The sequence below is a fragment of the Shewanella sp. SP1S1-7 genome, from assembly GCF_031932105.1.
Lineage (GTDB): Bacteria > Pseudomonadota > Gammaproteobacteria > Enterobacterales > Shewanellaceae > Shewanella > Shewanella baltica.
Map to the genome: position 1 here is coordinate 57,966 of NZ_JAUOEU010000008.1, position 19,118 is coordinate 77,083.

Sequence of the window (19,118 nt, forward strand, 5' to 3'; positions counted from 1 at the left end):
ATGGGCAGGCCGTTAAAGTCTTCTTTTCAATGATTTTACAGAAGACGTATAAGTGACTAATCAAAGTATTGGTTTAGCTGCATGGGCTCAGCCATTGCCTTTGCCGATATCTCGTTGATTCATATAGTGGGCTAATTGTGTCGCATCGGCATGGGGGCTGGCACTTAAGCCGCTGAACACACCCTGTTGATCGCTAATGGATCTATGCTGGCCGAGCTTTTCCTTTGCTTGAATCTCATCAATCACAATTTTAAAGCCGACGATAGCTTGGCGCAGTTTCTGCTGATACTCATCTGGCATAATTTGTTTATCTTGCAATAGCTTGGGTTCGTACTTCGCCACTAACTTGTCCAACATGTCTTGGGTTTCGGTATCACTCAACAGACTTGCGACACCATAACAATGCACCGCCGCATAATTCCATGTAGGCACCGCAGGTTTAGCATCATACCAAGTTGGGGAAATGTAAGCGTGTGCGCCGCTGAAAACCACTAATACCCGCTGACTTTCAAGCTCTTGCCAATGTGCGTTTGCTCGCGAAACATGGCCATACAAGACGCCTTTCTCTCCCACAGTTGCATCGAGTACAAAGGGAATATGGGTCGCATTCAGTGAGCTCGAAACCAGCAAACCAAAGCTGTTTTGCGTGATAAAACCTGTGATGGCCTGCTGATCTGTCATCGCCATATTCTTAGGTGTATACATTATCGTCCTTGGGTTTCAACATGAGTGAAAGCATTATATTACAAGGAATACTATCCTAGTCGAAGAAACATGTTCATTGAAATTCTGTCGTAAACAGTGGTTGAAAACGCATTAGAATGGTGTCGAGTGGATTTGTAAGTAGAGCACAGGCAGAAGTGAGCTTGCTAGTTCGTTCCCGAACTCTTGGTTTATGCTTATTTGTTAATTTCTGCTGTATTCCATGGCGCGAACTTGGTGTCGTCGGGCGTGCGAAATTTAAATACAAAAAAGCACAGGTTAACCCAGAAAAGGACTGGCCTGTGCTCAAGCTGAGTAACTGTGTTAAGTCAGGCTTATGAATACCACTGAGGCACTGGTATAATTGATTCCAGTATCAGGGAAATTCATATCGGCCAATAAGTTACCGTTAGTTGAATAGTTATAAATATGGTTATGAGATGTCAGGTAAACATTGTGACTGGCACCAGCAGCGATGCTGCTAATATCAAACCCAGTATTACAAGAAGATAGCTGATTTAAATTTAAATCACGCACGGTAAACCCAAGTTGTGAACCCTTATAAGACGCATACACGCGGTCTTCCAGTACACTGACGTCGGTGTAATTGATACTGCTGTCTGGGAAGGTCATCACTTGCAATTGGGTTCCGTTGGTTTTGTAACGGTAGATATGATTACCCGAGGTTAGATACACATCTTGGCTGGAGTTGGTTGCAATCCCGCTACTTACGAAGGGGGTGGCAAAGAAGGAAATCTGGTTAAGGTTGAGATCCCGAAGTGTTACTCCCACCTGTGATCCCTTATAAGCTGCAAACAGCAGATTACCGCGTACAGTCAAGCTAGTGTAGATGACACCACTATCAGGGAAGGTCATCTGTGAAATCAGAGTCCCATCTGTCTTATAGTGGTAGATATTGTTTGCTGCAGTGACATAAAAATCGTTATCTGCACCGGCGGCTATCCCATTAATATCGAATCCAGTATTAATGAATGAAAGCTGATCCAGTCCTAAGTCACGAACAGTTACCCCTTGTTGCGAACCTTGGTAAGAGGCGTAAACGTAGTTATTACTCATGTCTTCTCTCCTTAAATTAATGAATCTAACAAACGCCGACAAAAGCTTAGCAAAGAATGGGTATTTCGCTACAGAACGAATAAGAAAAAGCTGTCATGCCATTTATGGTTCTGAAATATAGGGTAATTTTCTTTAGAGTTTAATAAGTAATATTCTTATGACGCGGTAGTCATGTTATTTTGCAGTATTTTAGATTGGAGGCTATTCTGCGTGAGGTTTAATACAATTGCTAAATTTTCTAACTTATTGATATTGTTTGTCTTTAAGGTTGACTGGATGTTTTTATATAAATTAACCACTCAATGTGTTTTTTGGCGTAAGTAATAAGCCCGACATTAGATCGGGCTTATACATGAGGACGAGATCTAAAGATTAGTTACATGAGGCACTATAAATATCAGCTGCCCATTGTGGGTTATCAATAAACGGGTTGCGGTTGTGTTGTAGCTCATAAACGCGATTATTGCGGCGACGTTCCCAGTCACTCACAGGATCTTGGATATGCCAGCCTAACAAGGTACAGAGATCGCCGAGTAGCGGTTCACCTTCACCCGTCATACCTTTGGCTATGCTCAAGTCTGGAGTTCCACTGTTATCCCCACCTTGATAACGTACATCCATGTAGAAGACCATACGTGCGACATCGCCTTTGACCATGTCGGCAGGTTCAAAACTATCGCTATCAGTTTTGTTTGCCGGTGCTTCACTCAGAGGCGTTCCTCCTAAGGCGAAGTCCTTGTTACCGCGTGTACTGTTGACTGTCACATCCGCAGGACGTAAATGGTTAAGGTCGGTATAAGCGTGTTGACTGCTATTGGGGAAGCCATGGCTTTTTGCCCAGACGTGTTCTCGATTCCAAGCATCGAGTGAGCTGCTCATACCTGCACGATTGGTTTTCGGCTCTGAGCGGCCGGTATAAAGTAGAATTACGTTGTTGCTGTTATTTGGATCTTCGTCTGTGTAGTTCAACCCATCCCAGACTTGCGCATAGCTGAAGTGGGTTTGATCTTGAATAATCAGATTCAAACTCGTTTTCAGTGTGGTTCCGCTTTTACCTATCGCATTCGCATAATAACTATCAAAGCTATAGCCATCAGGATTAGGTGTTGTGCCGCCAGTATTTCCGCCAGTACCGTTATCTGGATCTGTGGGTGTTGTTGTGATTGTATAATTAGCTGTTAAGCTAGTGCCACTAAAGCTCTGATAAGCGACGATATTAACGTAATAACGTCCTGCAGAGGCATTTGCTATAGGGCAGGATTCATTGTTTCCAGAAAGGTAAGGGGCGCAGTCGTGTTGGTTTGTCGTCGGCTCGTTACCGAAACGAACATACAAATCGGCATCCCCGCTGCCACCTTTCATCGTAAAACTGAGATCCGTAGCGTTTTCAGGAATATCAGCAACAAATTGGAGTACTTGGCCTTGGGCTGCACTTAGGTTGAGCTGGCTCTCACCCTGTTCAAGCACATTGTCAGCCGTTGCTGGTGGCGTGGAACCGCTGCCATTATCACCGCCGGTATTACATTGGGACGTTAAGTTACCGCTTCCTGGCGTACCGGCATTGTTACTGGCGGCCCAATCAGCTTGTGACTTACTGTTAATGCTGGTTGTACGAACAAGGGAAACATCACGAACATTTAGACTCCAACCTGCAACTCCGCCTTCCCAAGCGACAAGATCAATTTCATCAGTACCCTTAGTGAGGCGGACATAGTCACCCGAGTTACCTAAGCTAAGTGGCATAGGGGCGATATCGGGTGTTGAGCCAAAGAGGTTGTTAAAGCCCGCTGCATTGATTGCAACAGTGAAATAGTGCCCCGCCGTTAAAGTGCCAGTGAGGTTTAAGCTGGCACCATTATCTTTTAATTGGTATTGACTTAAATCGATAGTGTCACAGCCCGGATTAAACAGTTCGATATATTCTTCGACACTGTCATTATTTGGTGTGTCGTATAGCACTTCACTAATTAATAATTCGGCATTGGCATTCAATGCCAAGCCCGCCATGATCAAAGATATCGCGATTTTGGATTTATTTATCATCAACATTACTCATCATTATTATTTTATTATCAGTTTGGCCTTATATCGGCCAATACCGGACCCCGAACAAATCCGTTTGAATCGATTAAAGAGTGATAATCGAGAAAAGCCGCAGCAGTATGTCACAACTAAGATGTCTGAGAAGTGTGTTTTGTGTTAATTTTTTGTGTTTCGATTCGGCTTTAAAACGCTATTTTAATGACTTATCCTATCCATATTTGGCGTCTTAATTCGACATAAGTAGTTTTTCACGAGTTAGAACATATTTAGTGCTTATGCAGTCATTAATCGGTTTCGCGTTCTATAACGAATATTTTTATTTTGAGTAACAACTATTAGAACAATTAATTGCATGGAGTGTTGTTTAATTATTTTGTTATGTTGACTATTTAATTGGTCCTATTTTCTAAGATATAAGCTAAATAACTCGTTCGTAGTATAAAGCGCTTTTTTAGGGGTAAATATGCATTTTCTATGTCTTGTTTGATTAGTGGAATAAGCGAGAAACACAAAGCCGCTGGTTATTTAAAATGAGTTTTTAGAGTAAAAAACCAAGCGAGAGCATCACTATGCTTGGTATTCAGTGTCGTGATAATAGTCGACAACCTGAATGGTTGACACAGTCAACCAATATCGATATTGTTGATACAGTCAACTATATCGAGAGTCTTCTATGCCTTCATTGTCACTCAGTGAAACTTTGCACAGATTAGTGCATGCCTACAAAAAGCAATTGCGTAGCGATATTGCTGCACAAGAGATTGATTTACCTGTCACTCATATCCGTGCCTTGAAGGGCGTGTGTCGCAACCCTGAATCGACAGCTCAGTCTATCGCCCTGCGAATGCAGCGGGATAAAGCGCAAATTACCCGTGTTCTAAATGAGTTACAGCAGGGTGGGTTGATCACTAAAATCGATAACCCAAAGGATGGCCGCAGCCAGTTACTGCGACCCACGGCTGAGGGGGAAAAGATCATGACCCAGATCAGTACCTCAGAACGTAAAACCGTGGCGCGTATGACGCAGGCGCTGAGCTCAGCCGAAGTCGACACCTTTATTAAACTTGCCAATCGGATCAGCAAAAGTGTGGATGAGGCGGCTGCCGCTAAAAGTGGTGCGGATTGCCCTGCTCAAAAAAGACCATCCAGTAAGCCAAAAGACCCGATTGGCAAAGGAACCGTTGAGGCATGCTTGATGGAAGAACACGCCATAGGAGAAAATCATAATGAATAAACCTGCACCACGTGAGCTGGAAGTGATCCGCTCCACTTATATCACCCCGCATATGTTACGCATGACCTTAGGCGGTGCGGGATTCGCTGGTTTTCCTATCGATCAAGAGAGTGCCTATATCAAGTTGTTATTCCCACAAACGGGTGAACGTCCCTTGATGCGAACCTACACCATTCGCCAGCAACGTGCTGATGAAATTGATGTGGATTTTGTACTGCACGATACCGACGGCCCCGCATCGAGCTGGGCGAAAACGGCGCAGGTAGGCGATATCATTCAAATTGGCGGACCCGGGCTTAAAAAACTGATCAACTTTGAGGCGGATTGGTTTTTACTCGCAGGTGATATGACCGCCTTGCCCGCTATCAGCGTGAATCTGGCACAATTACCAAACAATGCCGTGGGTTACGCTGTGATTGAAGTATTGAGCGAAGCCGACATTCAGTCTCTGGTGCATCCCGAAAATGTTGAGCTGCATTGGGTGATTAATCCTGAGGCCGATCCCGAAGGTCGCCCTTTGGTTGAGCGAATAGCCCAATTACCTTGGCTTACTGGTGAGCCCGCCGTGTGGATTGCTTGTGAATTTAACAGCATGCGCGCGCTAAGAAGATACTTTAAGCAAGCGCATTCACTGCCCAAGAGCCATTTTTATACCTCGAGCTATTGGAAAATAGGCTGTAACGAGGGCGAGCATAAGTTGGTAAAACAAGAAGATGAACAGTTAGAAAATGGGGCCAGTGCTTAAGCTTAAATCCTGTTCTTAAACAAACCGAGCCATTAAACAAAATAAGGTCGCCAAGTTTGATTTTGCGACCTTATTTTATTCGCTACTTATGCCACATTTGCGGCGAGTACGTGCATTTTACTGATGCACTAGCTTGCCATTCTTCACCACATCTTTGCAGGGATTGACGCCGTAGGAATAGGCTAACTGTGCAGGCGTGGCGATATCCCACAGACAAAAATCGGCTTGTTTGCCAACGACTAAACTGCCGACGTTATCTTCAATCCCGAGTGCTTTGGCGGCATTTAAGGTGAGGCCTTTTAAGGCTTCCTCTGGTGTTAAGCGGAACAAGGTACAGCCCATATTCAGCATCAACAGGGTAGAGCAAATAGGGGATGAACCTGGGTTGAAATCGCTGGCGAGCACCATAGGTACGCCGTATTGACGCAGTAAATCGATAGGTGGTTTTTGGGTTTCCCGCAAAAAGTAAAACGCGCCTGGCAGCAGTACGGCGCAGGTGCCACTTTCACTTAAGGCTTTAACGCCTGCTTCATCTAAGTATTCAATATGATCCACAGACTTAGCGCCAAGACGTGCGGCCAGTGCGCTGCCACCCATATTAGTTAACTGCTCTGCATGGAGCTTAATCTCTAAGCCCGCCGCTTTGGCTGCGCTGAGTACCCGTTCAGTTTGCTCAAGGTTAAAGGCGATATTTTCGCAGAATACATCCACTGCATCGGCAAGATTTTCGGCGATCACCGCGGGTAGCATTTTATTGATAATTAAGTCGACATAGCCGTCGCTATTGTCTTTATATTCTGGCGGAATTGCATGGGCGCCAAGGAATGTGGTCTTCACATCTACATGGTGATGCTTGCCGAGCTCGCGGGCGACACGCAGGATTTTCAATTCAGTTTCAGTATCTAAGCCGTAACCTGATTTGATCTCAACCGTAGTCACCCCTTCTTTGGCTAGGGCGTTTAAGCGCTGGCGGCCGAGTTCAAATAATTCTGCTTCATCCGCTTCGCGGCAGGCCTTAACGGTCGAAATAATGCCGCCACCTGAGCGGGCAATTTCTTCGTAACTCGCGCCTTGTAGGCGTAACTCAAATTCATTGGCGCGATTACCGGCAAAGATTAAGTGGGTGTGGGCATCAATCAATCCTGGAGTGATCCAGCCGCCTTTGCCTCTGTAAACGGGAATGGACAACACATCGAAGGCGGGCAGTTCGCTGCGGGGGCCAAGCCAAGCAATTTTGCCATCTTTAACTGCGATGGCCGCATTGGTGATCGCGCCATAAGGTGCTGATATGGAAGGGTCCATTGTGGCTAAGTTAACGTCAATCCAAACTTGATCCCAAGACATGTATTCCCCTCGCTTTGCTGGCAGATGTTAACCAAGTGATTAACGGTTTATTAAATTTATGTGAGCTGGCTTGTATTTACTTGTATATACAAGTTAGGATTGTAGCCGTAATTTTGAACGTTTGAAAGAGTGAATAGTACCTAGATTCTAGCGCTCTATATTGAGGAAATGTTTTTGGCTACACCTAAGTTTGCAGAAATTAAGCAATACATTATCTCCTCTATCGAATCTGGCGAGTGGGAAGAAAACGCCCGCGTGCCTTCCGAGAATCAGCTGGCCGACTTGTTTACCTGCAGCCGAATGACGGCGCGACGTGCGTTAACCGAGCTTACGGATAGCGGCGTACTCGAACGCTCCCAAGGGCTTGGCACCTTTGTGGCTGGGCGAAAATCCCAGTCATCTATGTTGGCGATTCGCAATATTGCCGATGAGATTAAAGACCGCGGCCACGGCTATAGCGTACAGCAATGGGTGCTAGAACAAACAGTTGCCAGCACGACTATTGCAATTTCCCTTGGGCTTGAGCGCGGTGCGACGGTATTCCATTCGATCTTAGTGCATTGCGAGCAGGGTTTACCGCTGCAAGTCGAAGAGCGTTACGTGAACCCCGAGTTGGTGCCCGACTATTTATTGCAGGATTTTACCTTGCAGACGCCCCACGAATATTTATCACAAGTGGCACCGTTGACCGAGGCGCATCACACGATTGAGGCGATTATCGCCAGCGCCGAATTACAGCAAAGGCTCGAGATCCTCGCGACTGAGCCCTGTTTACAGATTTTACGCCGCACTTGGTCGCGCCAAGGTGTCGTGAGTTTTGCAAGGCTAGTTCACCCCGGTAGCCGCTTTAAACTCGGCGGCCACTTAACTTTTAGCAAGTAGCGCCAGTGGCGTTATTTACCGATGTAAATCAGTCACTCCAATAGCTGTACCCTTATAAGTTAAAAGATAAAAACACAATAAAAACAATAGTGCTAACCCGTATTAGCGACTTAGCGAATACGAGTTAGCACCACAGGTTGAAAGAGGAAAATTCAATGGACAAGCGCCACGACCCAAGCCGCCGCATTATTGCACCGCATGGCACACAATTAAGCTGCAAAAGCTGGTTGACCGAAGCGCCAATGCGCATGTTAATGAACAACTTGCACCCAGATGTGGCCGAGCGCCCAGAAGACTTAGTCGTCTATGGCGGTATCGGCCGCGCCGCCCGCGATTGGGATTGCTACGACAAAATCATCGAAGTGCTACAACGCCTCGAAGATGACGAAACCTTATTAGTGCAATCGGGCAAACCTGTGGGCGTATTTCGCACCCACGCCGATGCACCGCGCGTGTTAATCGCTAACTCCAATCTAGTGCCGCATTGGGCGAACTGGGAGCATTTCAACGAGTTAGATAAGTTAGGTTTGGCCATGTATGGCCAGATGACGGCGGGTTCTTGGATCTACATTGGTACTCAAGGCATAGTTCAAGGTACCTACGAGACCTTTGTGTCTGTAGCGAAACAGCACTTTGAGGGTATCTCCAAAGGCAAATGGATCCTCACTGGCGGGCTAGGTGGCATGGGCGGCGCGCAAACGCTGGCGGGCACTATGGCGGGCTTCTCTGTGTTAGCCTGTGAAGTCGACGAGACCCGCATCGATTTCCGTTTGCGCACCCGCTATGTCGACAAGAAAGCCACTTCGCTCGATGAAGCATTGGCGATGATTGAAGCGGCGAACCAAGCTGGCAAACCTGTATCCGTGGGCTTACTGGCGAACGCCGCCGATGTGTTTGCCGAACTGGTTAAGCGCGGCGTTACCCCTGATGTGGTGACCGACCAAACCTCGGCCCACGATCCATTAAACGGTTATCTGCCGCAGGGGTGGACTATGGCAGAGGCCGCAGCCATGCGTAAAACCGACGAAGCGGGCGTGGTGAAAGCGGCAAAAGCCTCGATGGCGGTGCAAGTACAAGCCATGCTCGATTTGCAAACTGCCGGCGCAGCTACCTTAGATTACGGTAACAACATTCGCCAAATGGCGTTTGAGATGGGCGTTGAAAACGCCTTTGATTTCCCAGGTTTTGTGCCTGCATACATTCGCCCGCTGTTCTGTGAGGGCATTGGCCCGTTCCGCTGGGTGGCGCTTTCTGGCGATCCAGAAGATATCTATAAAACCGACGCTAAAGTGAAAGAGCTTATTCCTGATAATCCACACTTGCACAATTGGTTAGACATGGCTCGCGAGCGCATCGCCTTCCAAGGTCTGCCTGCGCGTATCTGCTGGGTCGGCTTGAAAGATCGCGCTCGTTTAGCGTTAGCTTTTAACGAAATGGTCAAAAATGGTGAGTTGTCGGCGCCCGTGGTAATTGGTCGCGACCACTTAGATTCTGGCTCAGTGGCCAGCCCGAACCGCGAAACCGAATCTATGCTGGATGGCTCAGATGCGGTATCCGATTGGCCATTATTGAACGCATTACTCAACACCGCCAGTGGCGCAACTTGGGTGTCATTACACCACGGCGGCGGCGTCGGCATGGGCTTTAGCCAACATTCGGGTGTGGTCATTGTGTGTGACGGTACTGATGCGGCGGCAAAACGTGTTGGCCGTGTGCTGTGGAATGACCCAGCGACAGGCGTGATGCGCCATGCCGATGCGGGCTACGAGATTGCGAAAAACTGCGCCAAAGAGCAAGGCCTCGACTTACCTATGCAAGAGTAGCCGATGCTCACTTCTTAAAATAACAATAATAACTAAAAGCTTGGAGCTAAAAATATGAAATCTGTGAATCACTTAGTGTTAACGCCGGGTAGCTTGAGCCTAGCGCAATTACGCGAAATCAGCCGCCATAAGCTGACACTCGAACTCGCGCCAGAGGCCATTACCGACATCAACACCAGTGCGCAAATCGTGCAAAAAGTGCTGGATGAAGGCCGTACCGTTTACGGCATCAACACGGGTTTTGGCTTGTTGGCCAATACCAAGATAGCGCCCGAAGATCTGCAATTGCTGCAACGCTCAATCGTGTTGTCGCACGCCGCAGGTACGGGCCAATACATGCAAGACGCCACAGTACGTTTGATGATGGTGTTAAAAATCAATTCATTAAGCCGTGGCTTCTCGGGCATTCGTTTAGAAGTGATTAACTTCTTAATCAGTTTAGTGAACGCCGAAGTCTATCCCTGCGTGCCAGAAAAAGGCTCAGTGGGCGCATCGGGCGATTTAGCGCCACTGGCGCACATGTGTCTGCCTATGCTGGGCGAAGGCGAGATGAGCTATCGAGGTGAGTTAATTTCCGCCGCCGAAGGTTTAGAAATCGCCGGCCTTAAGCCAATCGATTTAGCGGCTAAAGAAGGGCTCGCTTTGCTTAACGGCACACAAGCCTCGACTGCGCTAGCGCTGGAAGGGTTATTCCACGCCGAAGACTTGTTCGCAGCAAGTTCAGTGATCGGCGCCATGAGCGTCGAAGCGGCGATGGGCAGTCGTAGCCCGTTCGATCCACGTATCCATGCGGCCCGTGGTCAGAAAGGTCAAATCGATTCGGCCATGATTTTCCGTCATCTATTGGGCGAAGAGTCTGAGATCAGCGTGAGCCATGCAAACTGTGAAAAGGTGCAAGATCCTTACTCACTACGCTGTCAGCCACAGGTACTTGGCGCTTGTTTAACGCAAATTCGTCACGCGGCCGATGTGTTAGGCACTGAAGCCAATGGCGTAACCGATAACCCACTGGTGTTCCAAGACACTGGCGATATCATTTCGGGCGGTAACTTCCACGCTGAACCTGTGGCGATGGCGGCGGATAATCTGGCGATTGCGATTGCCGAATTGGGCTCTATTGCTGAGCGTCGTATCGCACTGTTAATCGATTCTAGCCTGTCGAAACTGCCGCCTTTCCTGGTGAAAAACGGCGGCGTGAACTCAGGCTTTATGATCGCTCAAGTAACAGCGGCAGCTTTGGCGTCTGAGAATAAAACCTACGCCCATCCAGCATCGGTAGATAGTTTACCAACATCGGCTAACCAAGAAGATCACGTCTCTATGGCGACTTTTGCGGCGCGCCGTTTGCGCGATATGAGTGAAAACACCCGTGGCGTATTGGCGATTGAATTGTTAGCGGCGGCGCAGGGTTTAGATTTTCGCGCACCTTTAGCCCCAAGTACTGCGGTGGCTAAGGCCAAAGCCGAATTGCGTGAAGTCGTCGCCTATTACGATAAAGACAGGTACTTCGCACCAGATATCGAAGCCGCGACAGACCTGTTATATACAGCGAGTTTTAACGCTTATCTGCCAGCAGGAACGCTAGCGAGCTTTTAAGCGCTTTAGCTCCTAGTGAGTAAACGACTAAGCCGATGTTGACTCGGTTGAGTTGGGTGTATTGGGGCGCTTTTGCTGAAATACTCAGGATTCACTCCCCAACTTGCTAAACATAACTGCTGAAATAAAACTAAATGCAGGCATAAGTGGATTGCTTATGCCTTTTTCTTGAGTGTTTTGCCTTTTTAGCTCGATCCTCATCTTTGCCCTTTTGGTGTGTTTAACACCGCAGACTCTGCACTTTTTGCGCTGATCTTTACATTGTCAAATTCAGTGGCTACTTACCCCTCAATAAACCGTCACTTTTGTGTTTTTATCCGCCATCGTTATACACATTTTAATATCTAAAACTATTTTTAATAACCATATGGTTAGGTTGTGGGACAATATGGACCTGCATTGCTAGACAAATTGTCCTTTTGGTATTATTGGGCTTTAACTCTTTAAATAGGTGTTTTTTACATTATTTAAAGTTTTTAATTTCAATATTATTTATTTATTTAGATTTAAGTTTTGTGATTGGTTATTTGCGATCTCGATCTCATGTCATTATTTGTTATCTATTTCCTCTTTAAGGATAATCTTAAATTAAGTGTGGTCTTTAAGTAGGCTCACTCGATCGGTTGCCATTTTCACCACAGCAACCACTAGACTCATAACGACAAGAGTGTGAGAGGACGCAATGAACAGACGCCAGTTTTTTAGACTGTGTGCTGCCGGAGCTGCCACCTCAGCAATTTCTGCGTTGGGATTGATGTCCGAAAAGGCCTATGCGGCCGTTCGGGAATTCAAACTCATTAGCGCGAAAGAAACCCGCAATAACTGCTGCTATTGCTCAGTGGGTTGCGGATTGCTGATGTACAGCAAAGGGAGTAATGGCAAGAACGCCGAACAGAGTATTTTCCATATCGAAGGGGATGCAGACCATCCAGTCAACCGTGGGGCCTTGTGTCCTAAAGGCGCTGGTTTAGTAGATTATGTAAACAGCCCTAATCGGCTTAAATACCCAGAGTACCGTGCGCCAGGCAGCAATGAATGGACACGTATCAGCTGGAGCGAAGCTTACCAACGCATCGCCCGCCTGATGAAAGATGATCGTGATGCTAACTTGATTGAAAAGAATTCTGCCGGGACGACGGTTAACCGTTGGCTTAGCACTGGGATGATGACCTCGTCGGCGATGCCGAACGAAGGCGGCTATATCACCCAGAAATTTGCACGGGCACTGGGCCTAGTTGCAATCGATACTATTGCGCGTAACTGACACTCTCCAACGGTAGCAAGTCTTGCTCCGACATTTGGACGTGGTGCCATGACCAACCACTGGATCGATATTAAAAATTCTAATTTGATCATTATCATGGGCGGTAATGCTGCAGAGGCTCACCCTGTCGGATTCGGCTGGGTTACAGAAGCAATGCAACATAACAACGCTAAACTTTTGGTGGTCGATCCTCGCTTCACCCGTAGCGCCGCTGTGGCCGATTATTATGCGCCGATCCGTTCGGGCACAGATATCGCCTTCCTGCTCGGGGTGATCCGCTATCTTATTGAAACCAAACAAGTGAACTACGACTATGTGAAGGCTTATACCAATGCCAGTTACATAGTGCGCGAAGACTTCTCTTTTAGTGAAGGTCTGTTCAGTGGTTTCGATGAAGAAACAGATAGCTACGATAAAGAGTCTTGGTACTACGAGTTAGACGAACAGGGTTACGCGAAAGTCGATCCTAGCTTCGAGCATCCACGCTGCGTGTGGAACTTAATGAAGCAACATGTAGATCGCTATGACTTTGAAACAGTAAGCAATATTACCGGTACGCCGATTCCGGACTATGAGATGGTTTGCCAGCAAATTGGCAGCACTCATACCCACGATAGAGCCGCCACTTTTATGTATGCCTTAGGTTGGACTCACCATACTAAAGGGGCGCAGAACATTCGCTCTATGGCTATGGTGCAGTTGCTGCTGGGTAACATTGGGGTGTTGGGCGGTGGCGTTAACGCACTGCGTGGTCACTCTAACGTGCAAGGCGCGACCGATATGGGTTTATTGTGCCAAAGCTTGCCTGGTTACTTGAAGTTACCGAGTGAAAAAGACACTGATCTTAAGACCTATCTCGATCGTTACACGCCTGTCGCCTTGCGCCCAGGTCAAACCAACTATTGGCAAAATTACCCTAAATTCTTTATTTCACAAATGAAGAGCTTTTGGGGCGATAACGCCACGGTTGAAAACGACTTTGGTTATGACTGGGTGCCTAAGTGGGATAAACAGTACGACTTTACTAAGCACTTAGACATGGCTTTCCACGGTGAAGTGAATGGCTATATTATCCAAGGGGTTAACGCCATTAATTCCATGCCGAACCGCAATAAGGTACTCAAAGCTCTGAGTAATCTTAAGTACATGGTGGTGCTGGATGCCTTGGCAACGGAAACCGCAACCTTCTGGCAAAACGCCGATGGCTTCAACGAGGTGAATCCTGCTGAAATCATGACGGAAGTGTTCCGCTTACCGACGACGTGTTTTGCCGAGGAAGAAGGTTCCATTGTCAACTCTGGACGTTGGATGCAGTGGCATTGGAAGGGCGCTAACCCGCCGGGTGAAGCCAAGCCAGATGCTGAGATCCTCTCCGGCGTCTTAATGGCGATGCGTGAACTGTACAAACAAGAGGGCGGTAAATTGCCTGAGCCAGTGCAAGCGATAAGTTGGGATTACCACAATCCTTACTCGCCGCATGCCGAAGAAGTTGCTCGCGAGCTTAACGGTAAGGATCTCGTCACTCAGCGTCAGCTCAGTAGCTTCTCTGAACTCAAAGCCGATGGTAGTACTGCTAGCGCCTGTTGGATTTATGCGGGTTCTTGGACCGAAGAAGGCAACCTGATGGCTCGCCGCGACAACCATGATCCTTCGGGTAAAGGTGTCACTCCGGGCTGGGCATTCGCATGGCCAGCAAACCGTCGTGTGCTGTATAACCGCGCTTCTTGCGATATCAACGGTAAACCTTGGGATCCAAAACGTACTATCGTCGAGTGGGTTGACGGTAAGTGGCACGGTATCGATGTGGGCGACTTCAACATGAAGTTAACACCACAGGAATCCGCTGGCCCCTTCATCATGCAGCCCGAAGGTGTGGGTCGATTCTTCGCCCTTAAGTTGTTGGCCGAAGGTCCGTTCCCTGAGCACTACGAGCCTATGGAGTCGCCTATTGGGGTGAACCCGTTACACAAGGTCACCAGTAACCCTGCGGTACGTATGCTACCGGGTGTGAAGGAAACCTTAGGTTCCCATAAGGACTTCCCTTATGTGGCAACCACTTACTGTGTGACTGAACACTTTAATTTTTGGTCTACTCATGCCCGTTTGGCAGCGATTTCTATGCCGGAAACCTTCGTCGAAATCGATGAAATGTTGGCGGCAGAAAAAGGTATCGCCAATGGGGATTGGGTCACTGTCAGCTCTAAACGTGGCAGCATTGAAACCAAAGCCTTAGTGACTAAACGTCTGCAGCCGTTAAAGGTGAATGGTCAGTTAGTTCATACCGTCGGGTTACCCCGTCACGGCAGCCATAATGCGCTCACTCGTAAGAGTTACTCCTGTAACGTGCTCACCACTGAAGTGGGGGATGCAAATACACAGGTGCCTGAGTTCAAAGCATTTTTGGTTAACATCACTAAAGCGAAGGGGCTCTGATTATGGCATCACAAGACATTATCCGCCGCTCCGGTACTTCAGCGGTGACGCCTGCGGCAAAGGGGCGTAATTCGTCAGAAAAGGTCGCCAAGCTGTTCGACGCCACTAAGTGTAATGGCTGTAAAGCCTGCCAAGTGGCGTGTTCTGAGTGGAATGATTTACGGGAAGAAGTGGGCACGTTCCAAGGTAGTTACCAAAACCCTATGTCGCTATCGGGCCAATGTTGGACCCTGATGGAGTTCCATGAGGTGATGGAAAGCAACAAGCTGCGTTGGCAATTTACCCACTCGGCCTGTATGCACTGTGCCGACCCTGCCTGCTTAACTGCCTGTTCGACCTCGGGCGCGATTATCCAGCACGCCAATGGTGTGGTGGACTTCGATTCGGACAAGTGTATCGGCTGCGGTTATTGCGCCAGTGCTTGTCCCTTCGATGTGCCCAAAATCGATCCCAAGGATAACAAGGCCTACAAGTGCACTATGTGCTCTGACCGTTTAGCCGTGGGATTGGAACCTTCCTGTGTTAAGTCCTGTACCACAGGGGCGCTGCGTTTTGGCACCCGTGAGGACATGTTGTTTTACTCGCAAAAACGGGTCGAAGAACTGAAGGAAAGGGGCTTTGCTAAGGCAGGACTTTATAACCCTGAGGGCGTAGGTGGTACGGGTATGATGATGATATTGCACGATATCAATCAGCCCGAAAGCTACAACATGCCTGATAACCCGCAGATCCCGCTGTCACTCACTCTGTGGCAGGACTGGGTCAAACCTTTAGGCACTATGGGCATTCTTGCCACTGCCGCCGTCGCTTGTCTGCATAAGATCACCGTCGGTCGCAACATAGTCGAAGAAGACCAACCGGGTTATCAACCGCCAGAGGAAGAGGCTAAGCAGGAAGAGGAGGGCGACAAATGAGCAAGCATGATAAGCAAGAAATGATAGTGCGTCACAAGCTGTTCGATCGCATCTGTCATTGGTTCATTGTAGCAGTTGGCCTAGTGACCTTTCTCACTGGCTTCTCCTTCTTCTATCCGTCGTTTCAATGGTTGGGGGCGATAGCGGGCACACCGCAATTGGCGAAGTTTATTCACCCTATTGCGGGCTTGATGATGTGCTTACCTTTGATGTTGATGTTGGTGCGTTATTACCACCACAACAAATGGGAAAAGCACGATCTGGCTTGGATGCTCGCCATCAAGGATGTGATGTTCGAGAACGAGGAGAAAATCCCGCCTATCGGCCATTACAACCCTGGGCAAAAGGTATTGTTCCGCGCTTTTGTGCTGACGTCTGTCACCTTAACCGTGACGGGATTCATCATGTGGCAACCTTACTTTGCACCTTACTTCTCAGCCACTGTGGTGGGCTGGGCGATTGTGCTGCATGCCATTAGTGCGCTCATCATGTTGATATTTGTGATGGTGCATTTCTGGATGGCGAGCTGGGTAGAAGGCTCTATCACCGGCATGCTTTACGGCAAAGTCTCTAAGGCGTGGTGCCGTAAACATCACCCTGTGATGTTGGATGAACATTCGGACGTGGAGAAACATTAATGAGTCATACAGCCGAGATTCCTATGGTCCCCGGCAGCGAATCGCCGCTGGAGCTTAAACCCTTAAAGGCGGTGGATCCTAACGCTGTGTATCACAGACGGGCGCAGCGTTTGTTGTCGTTGGCCAAGGACTCGCCGCTGGCCGACTACTTTGAGCTATGCCGCCGTGTGGTTGCGATTCAGGCCAGATTGGCGGCGGAGGCTGACTTCGGTCAACTGCTCGCTTGGGGGAAAGATGAGGCGACTCCGCTTTCCCGCTTGGGCTCAGAGGCAGATAGCTATTGGCAAGGACTGCTACAGCAACTGTTAAGTGATTTGTTGCCGCAGGTGGATGAATCCATAGCTCGGGTAGTGCGTTTGTTGATGCAGCAATCACCCGAGCAACTGAGTTCGTGGGGGCGTTCACTACGCCAAGGGCATGTCAGTGAAGTGCCTGCCCGTTTTAGCTTATTCATCTGGGCGGCGATGGGCGTTTATTGGTCGCATTGGGCACCTATGGTCATCAAGCGGATGGATCAGCGCAAGGTGGCGCAGCAGAGTATGTGTCCCGTGTGTGGATGTCATCCGGTGGCGAGTGTGATTGTCGATCAGCCTCGAGCTGGTTTGCGCTATCTGCATTGCAGCCTGTGCGAGAGCGAATGGCATTACATTCGCGCCCATTGCACCAGTTGCGGTCAGGACAAAGAGATGACGATTTGGTCGCTAGATGATGCCAAGGCTCAAGTGCGGATCGAAAGCTGCGATGAATGTCATGGCTATACCAAGATGATGTTCGTCGAAAACTCGCCGTCTATGGATGTGGCGGCAGACGATCTCGCAACCTTGATGTTAGATAGTGAGCTAAATGCTAAGGGCTTTGGTGCAACAACACTGAACCCACTGCTACTGGCCCACGAAACCACGTAAGCCACATAGCTTAAACAAATGCGGGAGGGAGTCGGGTTGCTGATCCCTTCCTGCTTTTTATAAACCAATGGCAATAATATAAACAAAATGACACCGATGATGACCCAAGTACCTGAAACACTACAAGTTCTGTACCGAGCTTTGCCTTCAATGGATAGCCTACTTGCAGAGCCTAGTTTTGTGGTATTGCAGCAGTCCTACGGCAAAGCGGCAGTAAAGGCCGCACTGGATACCCAGTTAAAGGCGGCGCGCAGCTTAATCGGCCGCGAGCACTGTTTGCCGACATGGTGTGGCGAGCTTGCGCAATTGCACAGATGTTTGGTTGATCAACTGTTTAACGATTACAGCCACAGCTTAAAACCCGTGTGGAACCTCACGGGCACCATTCTGCATACCAATCTTGGTCGCGCCCAGCAGTCTGAGGCGGCCATTCGTGCCGTGACCTCTGTGATGCGTTATCCCACGCCGCTGGAATTTGAGTTAGCAGCGGGTGAGCGCGGCCATCGGGATAATGCCATTAGTGGGTTAATCCAGCGCCTAACTGGGGCTGAAGCCTGCTGCGTGGTGAATAACAACGCCGCCGCTGTGCTGCTGATGTTGTCGGCGGTCGCCGCGGGCAAAGAAGTGATTGTCTCCCGCGGCGAGCTGGTGGAAATTGGCGGCGCCTTTCGCATTCCTGACATTATGCGCCAAGCGGGCTGCACCTTAGTGGAGGTCGGCAGCACTAATCGTACTCACCTCAAGGACTATGAGCAGGCGATCACTGAGAATACCGCTGCCATCATGAAGGTGCATACCAGCAACTACCATATCAGTGGCTTTACCGCTTCGGTGGATGAGGCCAGATTAGGCCAACTCTGCCGCGATCGTGGGGTTGCGCTGATCTCGGATCTTGGCAGTGGTTCACTCACTGACTTACGCCGTTTTGGCCTTAAACAAGAGCCGACGCCCCAAGCCATGTTGGCTGATGGGGTCGATCTGGTCAGCTTCTCCGGCGATAAACTCCTCGGCGGCCCGCAATCGGGTTTGATTGTCGGTAAGCAGGCGCTCATTAATAAGCTTCAAAGTCATCCGCTAAAGCGTGCATTGCGCTGTGATAAGTTGATTCTCGCGGCGCTCGAGGCAACGCTGATCCACTATCTCAACCCCGAAACCTTGGATCGGGAACTGCCGATTATGGCCAAATTTGCCCGTAGCCAAGCTGAGTTGCGCCAAATCGGTGAGCGTCTGCAGCGCGCCTTAGCGCCGCTGTTTGCCCCGAGCTATGGCATCGAATTAGTGGAGTGCCAAACTCAAGTCGGTAGCGGATCGCAGCCCGATACCTTTTTACCCTCAATCGCCCTGTGCTTTAACGCGCAAGAGGGTGGCAGTTTAACGCTGCTCGAGCAGCATTTTAAGCAGGCGCAGCGGCCTGTGATTGGTCGAATGGCCCAAGATCAACTTCGCCTCGACTTGCGGGGTATCGATGATGAGGCCGAATTATTGGCCGAACTTAGCACATTAGGTGTACAGCTATGA

At 48.7% G+C, this 19,118-nt stretch carries 14 protein-coding genes; 10 read left to right on the top strand and 4 right to left on the bottom strand.

What is annotated here, in order from left to right; translation table 11 throughout:
- Positions 1-87 precede the first annotated feature (87 nt).
- From Q4Q49_RS08715 to Q4Q49_RS08725, 3 genes are all read right to left on the bottom strand, one after another.
- Positions 88-705, bottom strand: a complete 618-nt coding sequence (locus Q4Q49_RS08715) for an FMN-binding negative transcriptional regulator (protein ID WP_311905764.1) — start codon at positions 703-705, stop codon at positions 88-90.
- Between the two features lie 321 nt (positions 706-1,026).
- Complete coding sequence (locus tag Q4Q49_RS08720) at positions 1,027-1,779, bottom strand: hypothetical protein (RefSeq protein WP_011848217.1); 753 nt, start codon at positions 1,777-1,779, stop codon at positions 1,027-1,029.
- Positions 1,780-2,151: 372 nt separating this feature from the next.
- Entirely contained in the window at positions 2,152-3,822 is a 1,671-nt protein-coding gene (locus Q4Q49_RS08725) for an endonuclease (RefSeq protein ID WP_311999153.1), read from the bottom strand.
- A gap of 673 nt (positions 3,823-4,495) precedes the next feature.
- Here Q4Q49_RS08725 and Q4Q49_RS08730 point away from each other — a divergent pair.
- Complete coding sequence (locus tag Q4Q49_RS08730) at positions 4,496-5,056, top strand: MarR family winged helix-turn-helix transcriptional regulator (protein ID WP_311999154.1); 561 nt, start codon at positions 4,496-4,498, stop codon at positions 5,054-5,056.
- Positions 5,049-5,801, top strand: coding sequence for a siderophore-interacting protein (locus Q4Q49_RS08735; RefSeq protein ID WP_311999155.1), 753 nt, complete (start codon positions 5,049-5,051; stop codon positions 5,799-5,801). The genes Q4Q49_RS08730 and Q4Q49_RS08735 overlap by 8 nt, the downstream gene beginning before the upstream one ends.
- 117 nt (positions 5,802-5,918) lie before the next feature.
- Here the strand turns inward: Q4Q49_RS08735 and hutI are convergent, their stop codons facing one another.
- A complete protein-coding gene (hutI, locus tag Q4Q49_RS08740) occupies positions 5,919-7,145 on the bottom strand; it encodes an imidazolonepropionase (RefSeq protein ID WP_071940560.1) in 1,227 nt (408 codons plus the stop codon).
- Between the two features lie 174 nt (positions 7,146-7,319).
- On the opposite strand from hutI, the gene hutC reads away from it, so the two are divergent.
- The 8 genes from hutC (at position 7,320) to selA (ending at position 19,118) form a co-directional block, all read left to right on the top strand.
- Positions 7,320-8,027, top strand: a complete 708-nt coding sequence (gene hutC, locus Q4Q49_RS08745; protein WP_311999156.1) for a histidine utilization repressor — start codon at positions 7,320-7,322, stop codon at positions 8,025-8,027.
- Positions 8,028-8,182: 155 nt separating this feature from the next.
- A complete protein-coding gene (gene hutU, locus Q4Q49_RS08750; protein WP_011982050.1) occupies positions 8,183-9,850 on the top strand; it encodes a urocanate hydratase in 1,668 nt (555 codons plus the stop codon).
- 54 nt (positions 9,851-9,904) lie between these two features.
- Positions 9,905-11,446, top strand: a complete 1,542-nt coding sequence (gene hutH / locus Q4Q49_RS08755; RefSeq protein ID WP_311999157.1) for a histidine ammonia-lyase — start codon at positions 9,905-9,907, stop codon at positions 11,444-11,446.
- A 682-nt stretch (positions 11,447-12,128) separates the two neighbouring features.
- Entirely contained in the window at positions 12,129-15,143 is a 3,015-nt protein-coding gene (gene fdnG, locus Q4Q49_RS08760; RefSeq protein WP_012586399.1) for a formate dehydrogenase-N subunit alpha, read from the top strand.
- A gap of 2 nt (positions 15,144-15,145) precedes the next feature.
- Positions 15,146-16,057: a formate dehydrogenase subunit beta gene (gene fdxH, locus Q4Q49_RS08765; protein ID WP_011982053.1), complete on the top strand. Its 912-nt coding sequence runs from the start codon at positions 15,146-15,148 to the stop codon at positions 16,055-16,057.
- The gene (locus tag Q4Q49_RS08770; protein WP_311999158.1) at positions 16,054-16,695 is read left to right on the top strand and encodes a formate dehydrogenase subunit gamma; all 642 of its coding nucleotides are present in this window, start codon (positions 16,054-16,056) and stop codon (positions 16,693-16,695) included. The genes fdxH and Q4Q49_RS08770 overlap by 4 nt, the downstream gene beginning before the upstream one ends.
- Positions 16,695-17,600: a formate dehydrogenase accessory protein FdhE gene (fdhE, locus tag Q4Q49_RS08775; protein WP_311999159.1), complete on the top strand. Its 906-nt coding sequence runs from the start codon at positions 16,695-16,697 to the stop codon at positions 17,598-17,600. Before Q4Q49_RS08770 ends, fdhE begins: the two co-directional genes overlap by 1 nt.
- A 96-nt stretch (positions 17,601-17,696) precedes the next feature.
- Complete coding sequence (selA, locus tag Q4Q49_RS08780) at positions 17,697-19,118, top strand: L-seryl-tRNA(Sec) selenium transferase (protein WP_311999160.1); 1,422 nt, start codon at positions 17,697-17,699, stop codon at positions 19,116-19,118.